The organism is Pseudonocardia sp. OZ21 (assembly GCF_059359135.1).
Map to the genome: position 1 here is coordinate 131,148 of NZ_JCADBN010000005.1, position 16,619 is coordinate 147,766.

Below are 16,619 nucleotides of genomic sequence, written 5' to 3' on the forward strand. Positions count from 1 at the left end.
ATAGATGAATGGATCCCGTGATCGGTCAAGCGCGGGGCTGCCTCCGCGCAGCCGCGCTCGCGGGCTCTCTCCACGACCGGAGTACGCCGGCCTGCGTCCGTACGGAGGACATCAGGTCACGATCACGTGAACGGCAACTACCCGTTCTGATCAGGCGTAGAGCGGGTAGATAGGTTTGTGACTTCCGCGACGGGCATGCAGCTGGGGGTGAGCCGATGACCGGTCGGCTGGGTATCGATGACGTCAGCCCCTCGGTAAGTGGCGGCCGCCATCCCAGCAAGGCCGTCGTCGGCGAGGTGGTTCCGATCGGTGCCACGGTGTGGCGCGAGGGCCACGATGCCGTCGCGGCCAACGTGGTCTGGAAGAAGGTGGGCAGCCGCGGTCCGGCCCACCATGTCCGGATGACGCCGACGGGTGCCGGCACCGACCGCTTCGCGGCGATCGTGGTCGCCGACGAGCCCGGCCTGTGGACGTTCCGCGTCGACGCGTGGAGCGACCCGTGGTCCACGTGGCGGCACGCCGTCACGGTCAAGGTCGAGGCCGGGCAGAGTGCGGAGGAGCTGGCCAACGACCTCGAGGTCGGCGCCCGGCTGCTGCAGCGGGTCGGCCGCCGCCCCGGTGAGCGGGGCCACCGCGACCTGCTCTTCGGCGCCGCCAACGCCCTGCGCGACACCGCGATGCCGTTGCACGCCCGGGTCGCGCCCGCGCTGTTCCCGGCCGTCCAGACGATCATGACCGAGCGCCCCGTCCGGGAGCTGATCACCCGCGGCCACGCGCAGCAGATCTACGTCGACCGCGAGCGGGCCCTCTACGGGTCCTGGTACGAGTTCTTCCCCCGGTCCACCGGTGGCCGGGACGAGACCGGCCGGGCCGTCCACGGCACGTTCGTCACCGCCGGCAAGGAGCTCGACCGGGTCGCGGCGATGGGCTTCGACGTCGTCTACCTCCCGCCGATCCACCCGGTCGGCACCGTGCACCGCAAGGGCCGCAACAACTCGGTGAACGCGGGCCCCGGCGACGTCGGCTCACCGTGGGCCATCGGCTCCGCCGAGGGCGGGCACGACGCGATCGACCCCGAGCTGGGCACCATCGACGACTTCGACGCCTTCGTCGCGCGCACCCACGACCTCGGGATGGAGGTCGCGCTCGACTTCGCGCTGCAGTGCGCCCCCGACCACCCGTGGGTGGCCGAGCACCCGGAGTGGTTCACCGTCCGTCCCGACGGCACCATCGCCTACGCGGAGAACCCGCCGAAGAAGTACCAGGACATCTACCCGATCAACTTCGACAACGACCCCGCCGGGATCTACGCCGAGTCGCTCCGCGTGGTGCTGCACTGGGTCGAGCACGGAGTGCGCATCTTCCGGGTGGACAACCCGCACACCAAGCCGCCGAACTTCTGGCACTGGCTGATCTGGCAGGTCAAGGCCCGCTACCCGGACGTGCTGTTCCTGGCCGAGGCCTTCACGCGCCCCGCGCGCCTGTTCGGGCTGGCCCGGCTCGGGTTCACCCAGTCCTACAGCTACTTCACGTGGCGCACCACGAAGGCCGAGCTCACCGAGTTCGCGCTCATGCACGCTGAGCGGGCCGACGAGGCGAGGCCCAACCTGTTCGTCAACACCCCGGACATCCTCCACGAGTCGCTGCAGACCGGCGGCCCCGGAATGTTCGCCATCCGCGCCACGCTCGCGGCCACGATGGCCCCCACCTGGGGTGTCTACTCCGGCTTCGAGCTCTACGAGGGAGAGCCGGCCAAGCCGGGCAGCGAGGAGTACCTCAACTCCGAGAAGTACGAGCTGCGCCCGCGCGACTTCGAGGGCGCAGCGGCGATCGGCAACTCGCTGGAGCCCTACATCACCCGGCTCAACGAGATCCGGCGTGCCCACCCCGCGCTGCAGCAGCTGCGCGACATCCACTTCCACCACGTCGACAACGACGCGATCATCGCCTACTCGAAGACCGAGCCGGCCACGGGCGACACCGTCCTCGTGGTGTGCACCCTCGACCCGCGCGTGGCCCAGTCGGGCAACACGGCCCTCGACATGCCGGCGCTCGGCGTGGACTGGGACGACACCATCACGGTGCACGACGAGGTCAGCGGCGAGGTCTACCAGTGGAGCCAGTTCAACTACGTCCGGCTGGAGCCCTGGACCCACGTGGCCCACATCTTCCGCGTGGAGCGGCCCACCGCCTGAGCGGGCCCGTCCCGGCGCGGGCCCACTCCCGTCAGAGCGGCGAGTGCAACCAGGGCTCATGCAGGTCGAGGTAGCGGAGGTCACGCATGAGGTCCATCTCCTCCTCCAGCACCTCCGCCGTCTCGGCGGGAGGTTGCTGCGCCTCCGCCGCGCGCGCCTCCTGCTCCGAGGTGAAGTAGGCGGCCTGCGTGAACGCCCCGTCCTGCCCGTCGTGGACGGCCACGAGGTAGCCGATGAGGTCGGGCCGGATGTGCGGGAACCGTTCCTCGAACACGGTCATCGTCGCGCGCATGCGGGCCAGGTCGGTGGTCCGGCCCTGGATCACCTGCACGAACCCGGCGCGGTCGGATCCACCGCCGCGGCCGGCGTGCACCTCGCTGCAGTCGTGGAAGCTCACCTCGCCGGTGAAGACCTTCGACATCCCGGACCACCACTCGCCCTGCAGTGTGCGGCCGCTGTTGTGCCGTGCCGCCGCCGCGGAGGCGAACCGGGCGATGCCGACGAACGTCCCGTCGTCGGTGACGCCCGACGTGCTGCCGAGCCAGCCCTCCGCACCGGGCGCGAGGCGCTCGACCCATTCGTCGAGCCCGTGGCGCGCTTCCCGGCGGTCGGACACGGGCCCCTGGAAAACCTGGATGAACATGTCGTCTCCTTCCTCCTCCGGAGTTCGAGGGGGCGCCCAGGGTCCTCCCGGGCACACAGCTCGGCCAGAGCCGGATCGGTACGCGATCGACGACTGTCCGTTGTCAGATCTTCACGATCTGCCGCGCACCCAAAGGTGAGCGCGGTCGTTGCTGCGACGGGTGCAGCAGATACCCTCATCTCAGCCACCGAGCCACGTCCTGCGCCCGGGCACCACGCCCGGTAAGACTGGCCGGGTGCTCCTTCCGCCATCCGTCCCCGCCCGGTAGGAACGCGATACCCCTATGTCAATCGACACCTCGGCCGCCGACGCCCAGCTCAACGCCGACGACCAGCTGGTTGAGAGCTCCTCCGACGAGTACGGCCATGCGCGGACACTCGATGTCGACCGCGACTGGTTCAAGCGGGCAGTCTTCTACGAAGTGCTGGTCAGGGCGTTCTCCGATTCCAACCGGGACGGTACGGGCGACCTGCGTGGCCTCACGGAGAAGCTCGACTACCTGCAATGGCTGGGCGTCGACTGCCTCTGGCTCCCGCCCTTCTACGACTCCCCCCTGCGCGACGGTGGCTACGACATCCGCGACTTCCGTGCCGTGCTCCCCGAGTTCGGCACCGTCGAGGACTTCGTCGTGCTGCTCGACGAGGCCCACAAGCGCGGGATCCGGGTGATCACCGACCTCGTCATGAACCACACGTCCGACACGCACCCGTGGTTCGAGGAGTCCCGCCGCAACCCCGAAGGTCCCTACGGCGACTACTACGTCTGGTCCGACGACGACTCCCGCTACGCCGACGCCCGGATCATCTTCGTCGACACCGAGACGTCGAACTGGACCTACGACCCGGTGCGTGGCCAGTTCTACTGGCACCGCTTCTTCTCCCACCAGCCCGACCTGAACTACGACAACCCCGCGGTCCAGGAAGCGATGCTCGAGGTGCTGCGCTTCTGGCTCGACCTCGGGATCGACGGCTTCCGGCTGGACGCTGTGCCGTACCTGTTCGAGCGGGAGGGCACCAACTGCGAGAACCTCGCGGAGTCGCACTCCTTCCTCAGGCGGTGCCGGAAGGTGATGGACGACGAGTACCCGGGCCGGGTGCTGCTGGCGGAGGCCAACCAGTGGCCGTCGGACGTCGTCGAGTACTTCGGCGACGCCGAGGTGGGTGGCGACGAGTGCCACATGGCCTTCCACTTCCCGCTGATGCCGCGCATCTTCATGGCGGTGCGCCGCGAGAACCGCTTCCCGATCTCGGAGATCCTGGCCCAGACGCCGGCGATCCCGTCGGGCGCGCAGTGGGGCATCTTCCTGCGCAACCACGACGAGCTCACGCTCGAGATGGTCACCGACGAAGAGCGCGACTACATGTACGCGGAGTACGCCAAGGACCCGCGGATGAAGGCCAACATCGGCATCCGCAGGCGGCTCGCCCCGCTGCTGGAGAACGACCGCAACCAGCTCGAACTGTTCACGGCGCTGCTCCTGTCCCTGCCAGGTTCACCCGTTCTGTATTACGGTGACGAGATCGGCATGGGAGACAACATCTGGCTCGGCGACCGCGACTCGGTGCGCAGCCCCATGCAGTGGACCCCCGACCGCAACGCCGGCTTCTCCACGTGCGACCCGGGACGCATGTACCTCCCGATCATCATGGACCCGCTCTACGGCTACCAGGCCGTCAACGTCGAGGCACAGAGCAACTCCACGACGTCGCTGCTGCACTGGAACCGCCACATGATCGAGATCCGCAAGCGCCACCACGCGTTCGGGCTCGGCGAGTACCACGAGCTCGGGGGCACCAACCCGTCGGTGCTGGCGTACGTGCGCAGCCATGGCGACGACGTCGTGCTGTGCGTCAACAACATGTCGAGGTTCCCGCAGCCCGTGGAGCTGGACCTGTCGCCGTGGCAGGGGTGCGCACCGCACGAACTCACTGGAGGCGTGCCGTTCCCGCGGATCGGTGAGCTGCCCTATCTTCTGACGCTCCCGGGCCACGGCTTCTACTGGTTCTCGATCACCCCTGCGGAGGAGTCTGCGTGAGTCTTGCCGAGGAGCTTCCGACCCTGCTGCCCGAGTGGCTGCCTCAGCAGCGCTGGTTCGCCGCGAAGGGCCGACCGGTTCGGCAGGTGGCGGTGGCCGCCGTGACCTCGCTGGTGACCGAGGGTGAACCGCTCCTCGACCTGGTACTGGTCGCCGTGACGTTCGACGACGACTCCCCGGTGCAGCACTACCAGCTCCTCGTCGCCCGGAGGGAACACCTGCGCGGCGACCTGGAGCACGTGTGCATCGGGCAGATCGGCAACTGCCTGGCCTACGACGGGCTGTGGGACCCGGCGGTCACCGAGTGGCTGCTCGAGTCGGTGCGCAACGGGCGCACGATCGGCGACGTGCGGTTCGTGCCCGAGCCCGGGGCGAAGATCGCCGAGGGGGCCATCGGGCGGGTGCTCGGGGTCGAGCAGTCCAACACCTCGGTGTCGTGGGGCGACCAGTCGATCCTGAAGATGTTCCGGCGGGTGGCCCCCGGGCTGAACCCCGACCTGGAGCTCCACCGGGCCCTGCGGTCGGTGAACAGCAACGAGGTCGCCGCCCTGCAGGGCGCCATCGAAGGTGAGCTCGACGGCCGGCCGGTCACCCTCGGCATGCTGCAGGACTTCGCGGCCAACTCGGCCGACGGCTGGTCCATGGCGCTCGCGAGTGTCCGCGACCTGCTGGCCGAGGCCGACCTGCGCGCCGACGAGGTGGGCGGCGACTTCGCGGGGGAGGCGTCGCGGCTCGGTGAGACGGTTGCGGTGGTCCATGCCGAGCTGCGCCAGGCGCTCGGCGCGGACGAGGGCGACCCACGGGCACTGGCCGCCACCTGGCACGACCGGCTCACCACCGTCGCCACACAGGTGCCCGCGCTGGCCGAGTACGTGCAGCCGATCCGCGACGTCTACGACGCGGTCGCCGCGCTGGAGGGCTCCATCGCCACCCAGCGCGTACACGGTGACCTGCATCTCGGGCAGACGCTGCGCACGCCGTTCGGCTGGCTCGTGATCGACTTCGAGGGAGAGCCCGCGGCGCCGCTCGCGGAACGGGTGAAGCCCGACTCGGCGCTGCGCGACATCGCCGGGATGCTTCGCTCGTTCGACTACGCGGCGTTCCACCAGCTGTCCAAGTGGGAGCCGGCCGGCGACTGGGCCGACCCGTACCACGACTCGCAGATGGCGTGGCGGGCGCGCGAGTGGGCGGAGCGCAACCGCTCGGCGTTCTGCGACGGCTACACCATCCGCGCCGGTGCCGACCCCCGCGAGCAGGCCACCCTGCTGCGGGCGTTCGAGCTCGACAAGGCGGTGTACGAGGTGCTGTACGAGACCCGCAGCCGCCCCACGTGGGCGCAGATCCCGCTGGCCTCGATCCGGCGGCTCACGATGGAGTCCAACCCCGCCGGCTGATCACCGCAACGCACACCCAATCGTTGTGCCCACGCTCGGCGACAGAGCCGCGATGGCAATAGGGTGCGCGAGTGGATCGCGAGGAGAACCCGACCCAGACGATCGACCCTGCGACGGAGCCGTTCCCACCGGACGCGCAGACGATCGACCGCCTACTCGGTGGAGCGCACCACGACCCGCACTCGGTGTTGGGTGCCCACCCGCACCCGGACGGCACGGTCGTCCGGGTCCTGCGCCCGCACGCCGACGAGGTGCACGTCGTCCGCGAGGGCGGCGAGGGCCACCCGCTCGTCAAGGTGCACGAGGCCGGGCTGTTCTCGGGCGTCGTGCCCGGGCCGCCCGCCGACTACCGCCTTGCGGTGCGCTACGGCGAGCGCGTCGACATCGTCGACGACCCGTACCGCTGGCTGCCCACCCTCGGTGAGATCGACCTGCACCTGATCGGCGAGGGCCGCCACGAGCGGCTGTGGGACGTGCTCGGCGCCCACGTGCGCCACTACGAGACCCCCGCGGGACCGGTCACCGGCACGAGCTTCGCCGTATGGGCCCCCACCGCGCAGGGCGTCCGCGTCACCGGCGACTTCGACGGCTGGACGGGCTGGGCGCACCCCATGCGCGTGCTGGGCAGCTCCGGGGTGTGGGAGCTGTTCGTCCCGGGCATCACCGCGGGCGTCCGCTACAAGTTCCGCATCCTCGGCAAGGACGGCCGGTGGCGCGACAAGGCCGACCCGATGGCGTTCCGCACCGAGATCCCGCCCGCCACGGCGTCGGTCGTCGACGTGTCGGAGTACGAGTGGGGCGACGAGGAGTGGATGGCGGCCCGCGGGCTGCGCCAGGCGCACGTCGAGCCGATGAGCGTCTACGAGGTGCACCTCGGCTCGTGGCGCCAGGGCCTCACCTACCGGGAGATGGCCCGCGAGCTCGTCGAGTACCTCGGCGAGACCGGCTTCACCCACGTCGAACTGCTGCCGGTGGCCGAGCACCCCTTCGGCGGGTCGTGGGGCTACCAGGTCACGTCGTACTACGCGCCGACAGCACGGTTCGGCGGCCCCGACGACTTCCGGTACTTCGTCGACCACCTGCACCGCCACGGCTACGGCGTGATCGTCGACTGGGTGCCCGCCCACTTCCCGCGTGACGAGTGGGCGCTGGCGAAGTTCGACGGCACACCGCTCTACGAGCACGCCGACCCCCGCCGCGGGGAGCAACCCGACTGGGGCACGCTCGTGTTCGACTTCGGGCGCACGGAGGTGCGCAACTTCCTCGTCGCCAACGCGCTGTACTGGCTCGAGGAGTTCCACGTCGACGGCCTCCGGGTCGACGCCGTGGCGAGCATGCTCTACCTCGACTACTCCCGCCCCGAGGGTCAGTGGCTGCCCAACGTGCACGGCGGCCGGGAGAACCTGGACGCCGTCGCGTTCCTGCAGGAGATGAACGCGACCGTCTACCGCAACCACCCCGGCGTCATCACGATCGCCGAGGAGTCCACGGCGTGGCCGGGCGTCACGCGACCCACCCACCTCGGGGGCCTCGGCTTCGGCTTCAAGTGGAACATGGGGTGGATGCACGACACGCTCGACTACGTCGGGCGCGACCCGATCTACCGGGGCTACCACCACAACCAGATGACGTTCTCGCTCATGTACGCGTTCAGCGAGAACTTCGTGCTGCCGCTGTCGCACGACGAGGTGGTGCACGGCAAGGGCTCGCTGTGGACCAGGATGCCGGGCGACGAGTGGAACAAGGCCGCGGGCCTGCGCGCGATGCTGGCCTACATGTGGGCCCACCCGGGCAAGCAACTGCTGTTCCAGGGCGGCGAGTTCGGGCAGGAGAGGGAGTGGTCCGAGCAGCGGTCGCTGGACTGGCACCTGCTGGAGGACCCCCTCCACCACGGCATCAAGACGCTCGTCGGTGACCTGAACCGCACCTACCGGGCCACCCCCGCCCTGTGGACGAAGGACGCCACCCCCGAGGGCTTCTCCTGGATCGACGCCAACGACGCGTCGGGCAACGTCCTGAGCTTCCTGCGCCACGGCGTCGACACCGACGGCAAGCCCACCGTGCTCGCCTGCGTGGCGAACTTCTCGGGCACTCCGAAGCCGGACTACCGGGTCGGGCTGCCCTTCGCCGGTCGCTGGCGGGAGGTGCTCAACACCGACGCGCAGATCTACGGCGGCTCGGGTGTGGGCAACCTCGGGGCGGTGGAGGCCGAGTCGGCGATGTGGCACGGCAGGCCGGCGTCCGCCGTGCTGCAACTTCCGCCGTCAGGTGTGTTGTGGCTGGTGCCCGAGCCCTTCGAGGGTGCGGTGCGCAGGCGCGGTATCGCTGCGGCCGACGCTCCGGCGGTGGAGGTCATCGCCTCTGCTGCGCCGGCCGCCGCCGCCGCGGCCGGCGAGGACGACGCGGTCGACCAGGCTCCGGCGGCGCCCGTCACCGACGAGCTTCCCGAGGTGGCGCCGCCCGTCCCCGACATCTCCGTCGAGGACGTCCTGGCCGCCGAGCGAGTGACTCAGGCGCCGGAGGACGGCACCGAGGGTGCGGAGATCGGCGTGCTGGTCGTCGAGCCGTCGGAGATCGCCGTGCCGTCCGCCACGTCCGAGCCGTCGGGCGCCACCGGGTCCGCCGAGGGCGGGCGCAACAACACAGCGCGCAACAACACCGTCCAGTAGCCGAGCAGGATCGCGCAGTAGAGGGACCGCCCGACGTCCGGCCAGAAGCCGGCGGGCGGCCACTCCGCGTTCCACGACACCGGGATCACGATCACCGACAGCGCGACGGCCGCGATCGCACCCTGCCGGAGCGCGATCAGCACGAGCACGCCCGGCCAGAGCAGCATCAGGTAGTTGTGCCAGGAGATCGGGGAGACGAGCAGCCCCGCGGCGACCACGGCCCACGGCACCGTTCCCGCCGGGTCGATCCGCTCGCGGTGCCGCCCGACCCAGGCGAGGGTGCCGATGAGGACGACGGCACCGAGCAGGGTGCCCAGCACCGACGGCACGCCGAACCGGACGGCGAGCCCGGGCAGCGAGGCGTTGTCCACGGTGTCGGGCACCGGCTCCGAGACCGCGATGCGCAGCCATTCCAGGCCGCTCGACGGCCCGGCCACGAGCACTCCCAGCAGGGTGGCGGCCGCCGCTGCGATCAGCCCGGCCCGCATCGGCACCCACCGCCGCTGCACCGCGGGGAGCAGCAGCAACGGGGCCAGCGACGGTTTCAGCGCCACGGTGATCCCGAAGATCACGGCGGCGAGCACCGGCCGTCCCCGTCGTTCGGCGATCCAGCCCGCCACCAGCCCGACGAGCAGCAACGGATAGATCTGGCCGAGCACGAGCGTGCCGTGCAGCGGCGACGACGCCAGCACCGCCAGCACGGCCAGCGCGGTGACCCCCCGGCGCAGGCGCAGCTCACGGGCCACGGCCAGCACCGCGGCCACGACGAGCACGAGGGTGAACGTCGCGAAGATCCGGTACGCGGTGAGGGAGGAGAACCCGGTCAGCGGCGTGAGCAGCAGTGTGAGCAGCGGCGGGTTGAGGTTGGTGAGCTTGGCCGGGGTCTTGTAGATGTCGGCGCCGTGGGTCAGCGCGACGGCCGAGTGCCAGAAGGTGTCGAAGTCGACGTGCAGCTCGCGCATGTCGGGAGAGGGCAGCAGGGTGACCAGGGCATCGGGATGCCGCACGGTCAGCACGACCGCCGTGACGATCGACGCCAGCACGAGCAGACCGGCGATCCCCCACCGCACGACCCCCGCCCGGTGGACGTGGATCCCCCTCATCAACGACACGGTGCCTGACGCTATCCCGCCCGGTCGTGTCGGGCCGAACCGCTCCCCCGGAGCGCGCCGTCGCGCGATGATGTTCGCCGTGCGCGCCCAGTCACGGCCCCGACCGTCTGCCACCGCAGTGTTCGCCGTCGCCATGGGCGTACTCGTCACGGGATGCACGCAGGCCATCCCGGGGCGGCCCGATGCCGCCCAGCCGCCGGTCACCGTCTCCGCCGCTCCCTCGCCGTCGCCGGAGGCCCCGGTTCCGCTGTCACCGGACGGGGTGGCGACGGCGGCCACGGGCGCCATCCAGGACGTCTGGCGCGGCGCCTTCCCTGCGGCGTTCGGGCGCCCGTGGACCGACATCCGAACGTTCGCGCCGGTCCGGACCGCCCACCCCGGCACATCGAGGCCGCCGTGCGTCGAACGGGTCGCCGACCTCGTCGGCCAGGCGTTCTACTGCCCCACCGCGGACGCGGTGGTGTGGGACTCCGACACCCTGCTGTCCGACCTGCACCGCCGGTTCGGGAGCGCCGGGGTCATGGTCGCGCTGGCCCACGAGGTGGGCCACGCCGTGCAGTCCCGGCTCGGGATCGACGCGGCACAGGCCCGCGACCCCGGGCGGTACCCGACGGTCCTGCTGGAGACCATGGCCGACTGCTACGCCGGAGTCGCCTTCGCGCGGCTGGCCGAACGGCCCGTCGCCGGGCTGGCCGCCGATCCGAAGGCCCGCGACGCCGCGCTGCTGGCGCTCGTCGGGTTCCGTGACCCCCTCGGCGTCCTGCCCGGCAACGACAGCGCACACGGCAACGCGTTCGACCGGGTCTCGGCGTTCCAGGACGGATTCCGGGACGGCGCCGGTCGATGCTCCGGGATGACCGTCGAGAACCGCGCGTTCACGCAGCGCCGGTTCGGATCGACGGCCGACCGGGACCGCGGCGGTGACCTCCCGCTGCCGGTGCTGCTCGAGGCCGTGCAGCAGGACGCCGACCAGTGGTTCGGCGCGCTGTCCCCCGGCTGGCGGGTCCCCCCGATCGGGGGTGCGAGCTGCCCGGCGCACGAGCCGGTGACCCAGGGGCCGGTGCGGTTCTGCGCGGCCGACGGAGTGCTGTCCGTCGACCAGGACGCCCTCGCCACCCTGCATCGCGAGGTGGGCGACTACGCGGGCGCCACACTGCTGGCGAGCCGGTACGGCATCGCCCTGCTGGGGGCGCTCGGCGCCGAGACCGAGGGTCCGGCCGCGGGGGCGGCCGCGGTGTGTATGGCCGGCGCGTACACGGGCGCGCTGGTCGAGCCCGACGGCGGGTTCACCCTCTCGCCCGGCGACCTCGACGAGTCCGTGCAGGTGCTGCTGACCCACGACTGGGCCGCCCGCGACTCCGCCGGCGGTGTCGACACCAGCGAGAGCGGCTTCGACCGCGTCAGCCGGTTCCGCGACGGCCTGCTCAGCGGCCCGGACGGCTGCCTGCCGAACCACTGACGGGCGCGAGCGGGCACGCTTGACGCCCCCGCGTGCGGAGGGGAAGGTTGCTGGGTGGATCTCCGCAGAGCGGCGCTGCTCCGGCACCCCCTCTACGGCGAGTGCTACGACCGGGGCGACACCGACTGGTGATTCGGGCCGTGCGCGCCCGTCCCCGTACCCGTCGTTCCCGGAAGGTCGTCCTGCCATGTCCACGTCCACCGTGGCGGATTTCGTCGCCGCGCTGCCCAAGGTCGAGCTGCACCTGCACCTCGTCGGATCCGCCTCGCTCGACACCGTGCTGACCCTCGCGCGACGCCACCCCGACGGCGGCGTCCCCACTGAGCTCGACGCCCTGCGTCGCTTCTACACGTTCACCGACTTCCCGCACTTCCTCGACGTCTACCGCCAGGTGAACCTGCTGGTCACAGCGGCGGACGTCGTGACGCTGGTGACCGAGCTGGCGGCGGACCTCGCCGCCCGCACCGTGCGCTACGCCGAGGTGCAGGTCACCCCGGTCCGGCACCGGATGGGCGGGGTGGACTACGACGAGCTCGCGCAGGCCCTGGTCGACGGCCGGACCCTCGCGCGGGAAAGACACGGCGTGGAGCTGGGCTGGGTCTTCGACGCCGACGCCATCCTCGGCCCGGCGGGCGCCGAGGAGACCGTCGACTTCGCCGTCGGCCACCGTCCGGAGGGCACCGTCGGCATCGGGCTGGGCGGCTCGGAGCTGGGGGTCAGCCGGGCCGACTTCGCGCCGGCGTTCCGCCGGGCCGTGGCCGCCGGGCTGCACAGCGTGCCCCACGCAGGCGAGACCGTGGGGCCGAGCGAGATCTGGGCCGCCCTCACCGAGCTGGGTGCCGAGCGGATCGGCCACGGCATCGCCGCTGCGGAGGACCCGCGGCTGCTCGAGCACCTTGCCGCTCACCACATCCCGCTGGAGGTGTGCCCGACGTCCAACCTCCTGACGGGCGCGGCGCCCTCGCTCGCCGCCCACCCGCTGCCCGCGCTGGTGGCCGCGGGCGTACCGGTCACGCTCGCGACCGACGACCCCGGGATGTTCCAGACCGACCTCGACACCGAGTACCGGCTGTGCCACGACGTGTTCGGCATGGGCATCCCGGAGCTGGCCGAGATCGCCAGGACCGGCGCGCGTGCCGCGTTCTGCTCGGACGAGCTGCGCACGCGGATCCTCGCCGAGATCGACGCCGTCGTGGCCGCCGCGGCCTAGCGGGCCACGACCTCTCCGGCATCGCGCAGGACCGGGTAGCGGGGCAGCTCGATCGCGTCCGCCGGCGGGGCGATGAGCCGGCCGGCGATGCCGCCGAACCGCCGGGCCGGCGGGCTGCCGGCCAGCCGGACCGCGGTCCGCAGGGCGGCGATCCCCGCGCGGGATCGCGGGTAGGCGATCGCGGGGACCCCTGGAGCGAGCTTCTGGGCCCGGTCGACGTAGGGCCGCATGAGCGTGTCGAACCGCGCGAAGGCCCGAAGCGGATCGGCGGCGCTCGCCAGCTCCCCCGCGAGCAGGTAGGCGCCGACCATGGACAGGCTGGTTCCCATCCCGCTCAGCGGCGACGGGCAGTAGGCGGCGTCGCCGACCAGCCCGACCCGCCCGCGGCTCCAGCGGGGAGTCCGCATCTGGCCGACCGCGTCGAAGTAGAACTCGCCGCGGTCGAGTGCTGCCAGCACCCGCTCGGTCTCCCAGCCCGCACCCCGGAACGTCCGGCGGAGGACGCTCGCCTGGTCGGCGGGGGCGAGGTCCTCCAGCCCGCGGACCGGTGAGGCGACCGAGAGGGTGGCCCGGATCGTCCCGTGGTTGTCGGGACGCAGCGTCACCTGGCGCCCGCCCGGGGCGAAGTACCAGCGCCACCAGTCGTCGTCGGCGGCGGTGCGCTCGATGGTCAGGTAGGCGATGTAGAGGCCGAGCTCGGTGACCTCGGCGTCGGGGAGCACCAGCGATCGCGTGCGCGAGGTCAGGCCCTCGGCCACCACGACGGCGTCGAAGGTGCGCGCCCCTCCGTTCCGGAACGACGCCGTCACCGCGTCGCCGGTGTCGTCGAGGGCGGTGATCTGGTCGCCGAAGACGTACTCGACGTCGCCGGCGGTGCGCTCGTGGAGAATGTGCGAGAGGTCGCCGCGCAGAATCTCCATCTCGGCGGTCAGGCCGTCGCCGTCGGAGGTGCCTGCCGCGAAGGACGCGACCGACCGGCCGTGCCCGTCGACGAGCATGCTGCCCCGCTCGCCGGTGCGCGCGGCCAGGATCTGCTCCTCGAGGCCCATGCGGCGGACGACCTCGCGGCCGGCCCCGCGGATGTCGATGTTCTGGCCGGCCTCGCGCAGGCCGGCGAACCGCTCCACGACCGTCACCGCCCAGCCGGCCCGATGCAGCCAGTAGGCCAGGGCGGGCCCTGCGATGCTGGCACCCGAGACCAGGATGCGGCGAGAGGACATGAGGCACCTTCGGTTCGGCTCGTGGCCGGTTCGGACGAAAAGTTCGACCATCTAGTATGTAGATTGTCTAACCATGTTTCGACCGGGCGCTCGGCGGACGGGAGCGGGATGGGCGGGACCTCGGGCGGCGGAGATCTGGACGAGCTGACCGTCGCCGTGCGGCGGCTGGGCGACGCATCGCGGGAGCTGAACGCGCGCAAGGCCCGCGAGCTCGGGATGAACACCACCGACATGACCGCGCTCTACCTGCTCGAGCAGCACGGGCCGATGGGGGTCGTGGACCTCGCGCGACGGCTGGGCATCCGGGCGGCGTCAGGAAGCGCGATGCTCGACCGGCTCGAGCGGGCCGGCCACGTCCGCCGCGCCCACGACGCGCACGACCGGCGTCGCGTCACCGTCGCGATCACCGACGACGCCCGGTGCACGAGTGCCGAGGCCTGGCACCCCGTCATCTCCGCGATCGACGAGGTGTCCGACTCCCTGCACCCCGCCGAGCGCACCGTCGTGCTGGACTACCTGCGTCGCGTCGTGGCCGCGATGGCAGACCGGTAGCTCGGCCCGAGCGCACCGGCGCGACGGGCGCCGGGCGCCGGGCCCGGTCCTCACAGGGTCCGTGGACGGTGCGAGGACGGGGCCGAGCGCGCGTGACAGGTGGCTGCGGCTCAGAAGAGAGCGCGCGCGAGGGATCGCCGGCTCGCGGTGACCCGGGGGTCGTCGGCCGGGAACAGCTCGAACAGCCCCACGAGGTGCTCGCGGACCCGGTCGCGGTCGTCGCCTGCGGTGCGCGCGACCGTGGCCACGAGCCGCGAGAAGGCCGCCTCGACGCTGTCGGTGGCCACCTCTGCGTCCGCCGCGGCGATCTGGGCGTCGACATCGTCGGGAGCGGCGTCCGCGCGGGCGATGGCCGACGGGTCGGCGCTCTCCGCACGGGCCAGGAAGCGCACCTGCGACAGGGCAGCAGCGGCCTGCTCGTTGGCCGGCTCGACGGCCAGGATCTGCTGGTAGGCATCCTCCGCGGCCACGTAGTCGCCGCGTTCGAGCGCGTCCTCCGCTGCCGTGAAGCGCGGGTCCTCCGGCTCCTCCGCCGGCTCGTCCACCGCCCCGGCGCCTGCCTCCGCCTCGGCGATGGCGGGCATCCGGTCACGCAGGGCGTCGAGCAGCGCGGCGATCCACTGGCGGACCTGGGGTTCGGGCAACGCCCCGTTGAACGCGTCCACCGGCTGGCCCCCGACGACGGCCACCACCATGGGGATCGACTGGACCCCGAAGGCCTGCGAGATCCGCGGGTTGGCGTCGACGTCGACCTTCGCCAGGATCCACGCGCCGTTGCCGGCCTCGGCGAGGCGCTCCAGCACCGGCGAGAGCTGCTTGCACGGGCCACACCAGGTGGCCCACAGGTCGATGACGACGGGGACCTGCATCGACCGCTCGAGAACGTCGGTCTGGAAGGTCTGCTCGGTGACGTCGATGACGAACGCGCTACTGCCAGCGCTTTCCGCTCCCCCGGACGCCTGCTGCGGCCGGGCCGCGGCCTCCGAGCGGGCCTTCAGGGCGGACAGGTCGACCGCACCGGCCATGGCGGACGACAGTGCGGCCGTTCTGGCCGCCTGACGAGGATCGGGTCGGGACACGTGTTCATCCTGCCACCGGCCGCATCCGCCGTGTGCCCCGACCGGCACCCCTCTGCCCGACTCCCGGTCGTAGCGCGCGGTGGCCGGTGGTGAGCGGTTCGCGCTCACGTCACCGGCACGAGCGGACGCAGCCCCATCGGGTTGGCGGCGAGGAATCCACCGGCTCCGACGATGGCGGTGACCACGGGCGCGACCAGATCCACCAGCCGCTCGGCCGCCGCGGCCCCGATCGCGGCCACCGGTGGGTCGGCGAGCGCGTCGGTGCTTGCCTCCACCTCGGCCCGCACGGCGCGTCCGGCCGGCGTCAGCGCCCCCTCCTCGAGCAGGCCGCGTTCGGAGAGCCGGTGTGCCGCATCCGCCCACTCCACCTCCGACCAGCCACGGCGCCTGCGCAACCACTCCGCGTCCATCGCGTGGTCGGCCGCGAAGAGGACGAGCGCCTCGACGGGATCCAGCCCGGCCATGAGCAGGGCGGCGACGTGCCCGTCGCCCCGTTGCTCCCGCAGGACGGTCTGGGCGTGCCAGAGCACGAGGTGCGGCGCCTGCGGCCACTCCAGGGCGAGGTTCGCGGCGGCGAGGGCGCGGCCTGCCGTGGGTGCGGCCAGCGCCGCGTCACGCGCGATCGCGGCCGCCGCTGCCACCTCGGGGGAGCCGAGCACCTCGGCACCGAGCAGCCGCCGCAGTGCCGCGTCGACCGCCTCGAGGCGGAGGTCGAGATAGCGCTCGGGACCCGCCAGTTCCCACACGGCAGGCACCGCCCTCGCGACGAGCCCCGGATGGAAGTTGTAGAAGAGAGCCGCGACGAGCTCGGCAGGCGCCGCTCCGAGCGGCGCGGCCCGTAGCGCGAAGTAGCTCATCCAGTAGCCCTCGGTGCCCAGTGCCTCACACGCCGCCTGGCACTCCGGTGCGAAGTACACGACCGCGTGCACGGGCTCCAGTGCCCGCCACAGCCGGCGGGACCGGTGATCGTCGGGGGCGCCCGAATTCTCGTTCATCGCACTCCTCGCAGCTGGTTGATCGACATTCCCGCCCGGCGTCAGGACGGGGAGGA

At 71.9% G+C, this 16,619-nt stretch carries 11 protein-coding genes and 1 pseudogene; 7 read left to right on the top strand and 5 right to left on the bottom strand.

The window, feature by feature from the left end:
* Nucleotides 1-215: 215 nt before the first annotated feature.
* The gene (locus AC5L35_RS13610; protein ID WP_495059975.1) at nucleotides 216-2,195 is read left to right on the top strand and encodes an alpha-1,4-glucan--maltose-1-phosphate maltosyltransferase; all 1,980 of its coding nucleotides are present in this window, start codon (nucleotides 216-218) and stop codon (nucleotides 2,193-2,195) included.
* A gap of 31 nt (nucleotides 2,196-2,226) precedes the next feature.
* Here the strand turns inward: AC5L35_RS13610 and AC5L35_RS13615 are convergent, their stop codons facing one another.
* Complete coding sequence (locus tag AC5L35_RS13615; protein WP_495059976.1) at nucleotides 2,227-2,838, bottom strand: hypothetical protein; 612 nt, start codon at nucleotides 2,836-2,838, stop codon at nucleotides 2,227-2,229.
* Between the two features lie 283 nt (nucleotides 2,839-3,121).
* Between AC5L35_RS13615 and treS the strand changes: the two genes are divergently transcribed.
* The 3 genes from treS to glgB all read left to right on the top strand — a co-directional run bounded on the left by treS (nucleotide 3,122) and on the right by glgB (nucleotide 8,936).
* Nucleotides 3,122-4,873, top strand: coding sequence for a maltose alpha-D-glucosyltransferase (gene treS, locus AC5L35_RS13620; protein ID WP_495059977.1), 1,752 nt, complete (start codon nucleotides 3,122-3,124; stop codon nucleotides 4,871-4,873).
* A complete protein-coding gene (locus AC5L35_RS13625) occupies nucleotides 4,870-6,267 on the top strand; it encodes a maltokinase N-terminal cap-like domain-containing protein (protein ID WP_495059978.1) in 1,398 nt (465 codons plus the stop codon). The genes treS and AC5L35_RS13625 overlap by 4 nt, the downstream gene beginning before the upstream one ends.
* Before the next feature lie 101 nt (nucleotides 6,268-6,368).
* Nucleotides 6,369-8,936 carry a 1,4-alpha-glucan branching protein GlgB gene (gene glgB / locus AC5L35_RS13630; RefSeq protein ID WP_495060381.1) on the top strand — a complete coding sequence of 856 codons (2,568 nt, stop codon included), beginning with the start codon at nucleotides 6,369-6,371 and terminating at the stop codon, nucleotides 8,934-8,936.
* A 200-nt stretch (nucleotides 8,937-9,136) separates the two neighbouring features.
* Here glgB and AC5L35_RS13635 read toward each other — a convergent pair.
* Nucleotides 9,137-10,216, bottom strand: a pseudogene (locus AC5L35_RS13635) (glycosyltransferase family 87 protein); the annotation flags it as partial.
* On the opposite strand from AC5L35_RS13635, the gene AC5L35_RS13640 reads away from it, so the two are divergent.
* Together AC5L35_RS13640 and add are read left to right on the top strand one after the other, a co-directional pair.
* Nucleotides 10,128-11,507 (top strand): neutral zinc metallopeptidase, encoded by a 1,380-nt coding sequence (locus AC5L35_RS13640; protein WP_495059979.1) that lies wholly within the window; start codon nucleotides 10,128-10,130, stop codon nucleotides 11,505-11,507. The pseudogene AC5L35_RS13635 and the gene AC5L35_RS13640 overlap by 89 nt on opposite strands.
* A gap of 187 nt (nucleotides 11,508-11,694) precedes the next feature.
* Nucleotides 11,695-12,717, top strand: a complete 1,023-nt coding sequence (add, locus tag AC5L35_RS13645; protein WP_495059980.1) for an adenosine deaminase — start codon at nucleotides 11,695-11,697, stop codon at nucleotides 12,715-12,717.
* Here the strand turns inward: add and AC5L35_RS13650 are convergent.
* Complete coding sequence (locus AC5L35_RS13650; protein WP_495059981.1) at nucleotides 12,714-13,937, bottom strand: FAD-dependent monooxygenase; 1,224 nt, start codon at nucleotides 13,935-13,937, stop codon at nucleotides 12,714-12,716. The genes add and AC5L35_RS13650 overlap by 4 nt on opposite strands.
* A 108-nt stretch (nucleotides 13,938-14,045) precedes the next feature.
* Here AC5L35_RS13650 and AC5L35_RS13655 point away from each other — a divergent pair, with 108 nt between their 5' ends.
* Nucleotides 14,046-14,489 (top strand): MarR family winged helix-turn-helix transcriptional regulator, encoded by a 444-nt coding sequence (locus AC5L35_RS13655; protein ID WP_495059982.1) that lies wholly within the window; start codon nucleotides 14,046-14,048, stop codon nucleotides 14,487-14,489.
* A 110-nt stretch (nucleotides 14,490-14,599) separates the two neighbouring features.
* Here the strand turns inward: AC5L35_RS13655 and AC5L35_RS13660 are convergent, their stop codons facing one another.
* On the bottom strand, nucleotides 14,600-15,514 hold the full coding sequence (locus AC5L35_RS13660; RefSeq protein WP_495059983.1) for a tetratricopeptide repeat protein: 915 nt from the start codon (nucleotides 15,512-15,514) through the stop codon (nucleotides 14,600-14,602).
* Between the two features lie 158 nt (nucleotides 15,515-15,672).
* A complete protein-coding gene (locus AC5L35_RS13665; RefSeq protein ID WP_495059984.1) occupies nucleotides 15,673-16,563 on the bottom strand; it encodes an SCO6745 family protein in 891 nt (296 codons plus the stop codon).
* Between the last annotated feature and the right edge of the window lie 56 nt (nucleotides 16,564-16,619).

Excerpts from the sequence above, each read along its gene's own strand:
- AC5L35_RS13610 (WP_495059975.1), top strand. The coding sequence starts at position 216 with ATGACCGGTCGGCTGGGTATCGATGACGTCAGCCCCTCGGTAAGTGGC.
- AC5L35_RS13650 (WP_495059981.1), bottom strand. The coding sequence starts at position 13,937 with ATGTCCTCTCGCCGCATCCTGGTCTCGGGTGCCAGCATCGCAGGGCCC.
- AC5L35_RS13655 (WP_495059982.1), top strand. The coding sequence starts at position 14,046 with ATGGGCGGGACCTCGGGCGGCGGAGATCTGGACGAGCTGACCGTCGCC.
- AC5L35_RS13660 (WP_495059983.1), bottom strand. The coding sequence starts at position 15,514 with ATGGCCGGTGCGGTCGACCTGTCCGCCCTGAAGGCCCGCTCGGAGGCC.
- add (WP_495059980.1), top strand. The coding sequence starts at position 11,695 with ATGTCCACGTCCACCGTGGCGGATTTCGTCGCCGCGCTGCCCAAGGTC.
- treS (WP_495059977.1), top strand. The coding sequence starts at position 3,122 with ATGTCAATCGACACCTCGGCCGCCGACGCCCAGCTCAACGCCGACGAC.
- AC5L35_RS13665 (WP_495059984.1), bottom strand. The coding sequence starts at position 16,563 with ATGAACGAGAATTCGGGCGCCCCCGACGATCACCGGTCCCGCCGGCTG.
- AC5L35_RS13615 (WP_495059976.1), bottom strand. The coding sequence starts at position 2,838 with ATGTTCATCCAGGTTTTCCAGGGGCCCGTGTCCGACCGCCGGGAAGCG.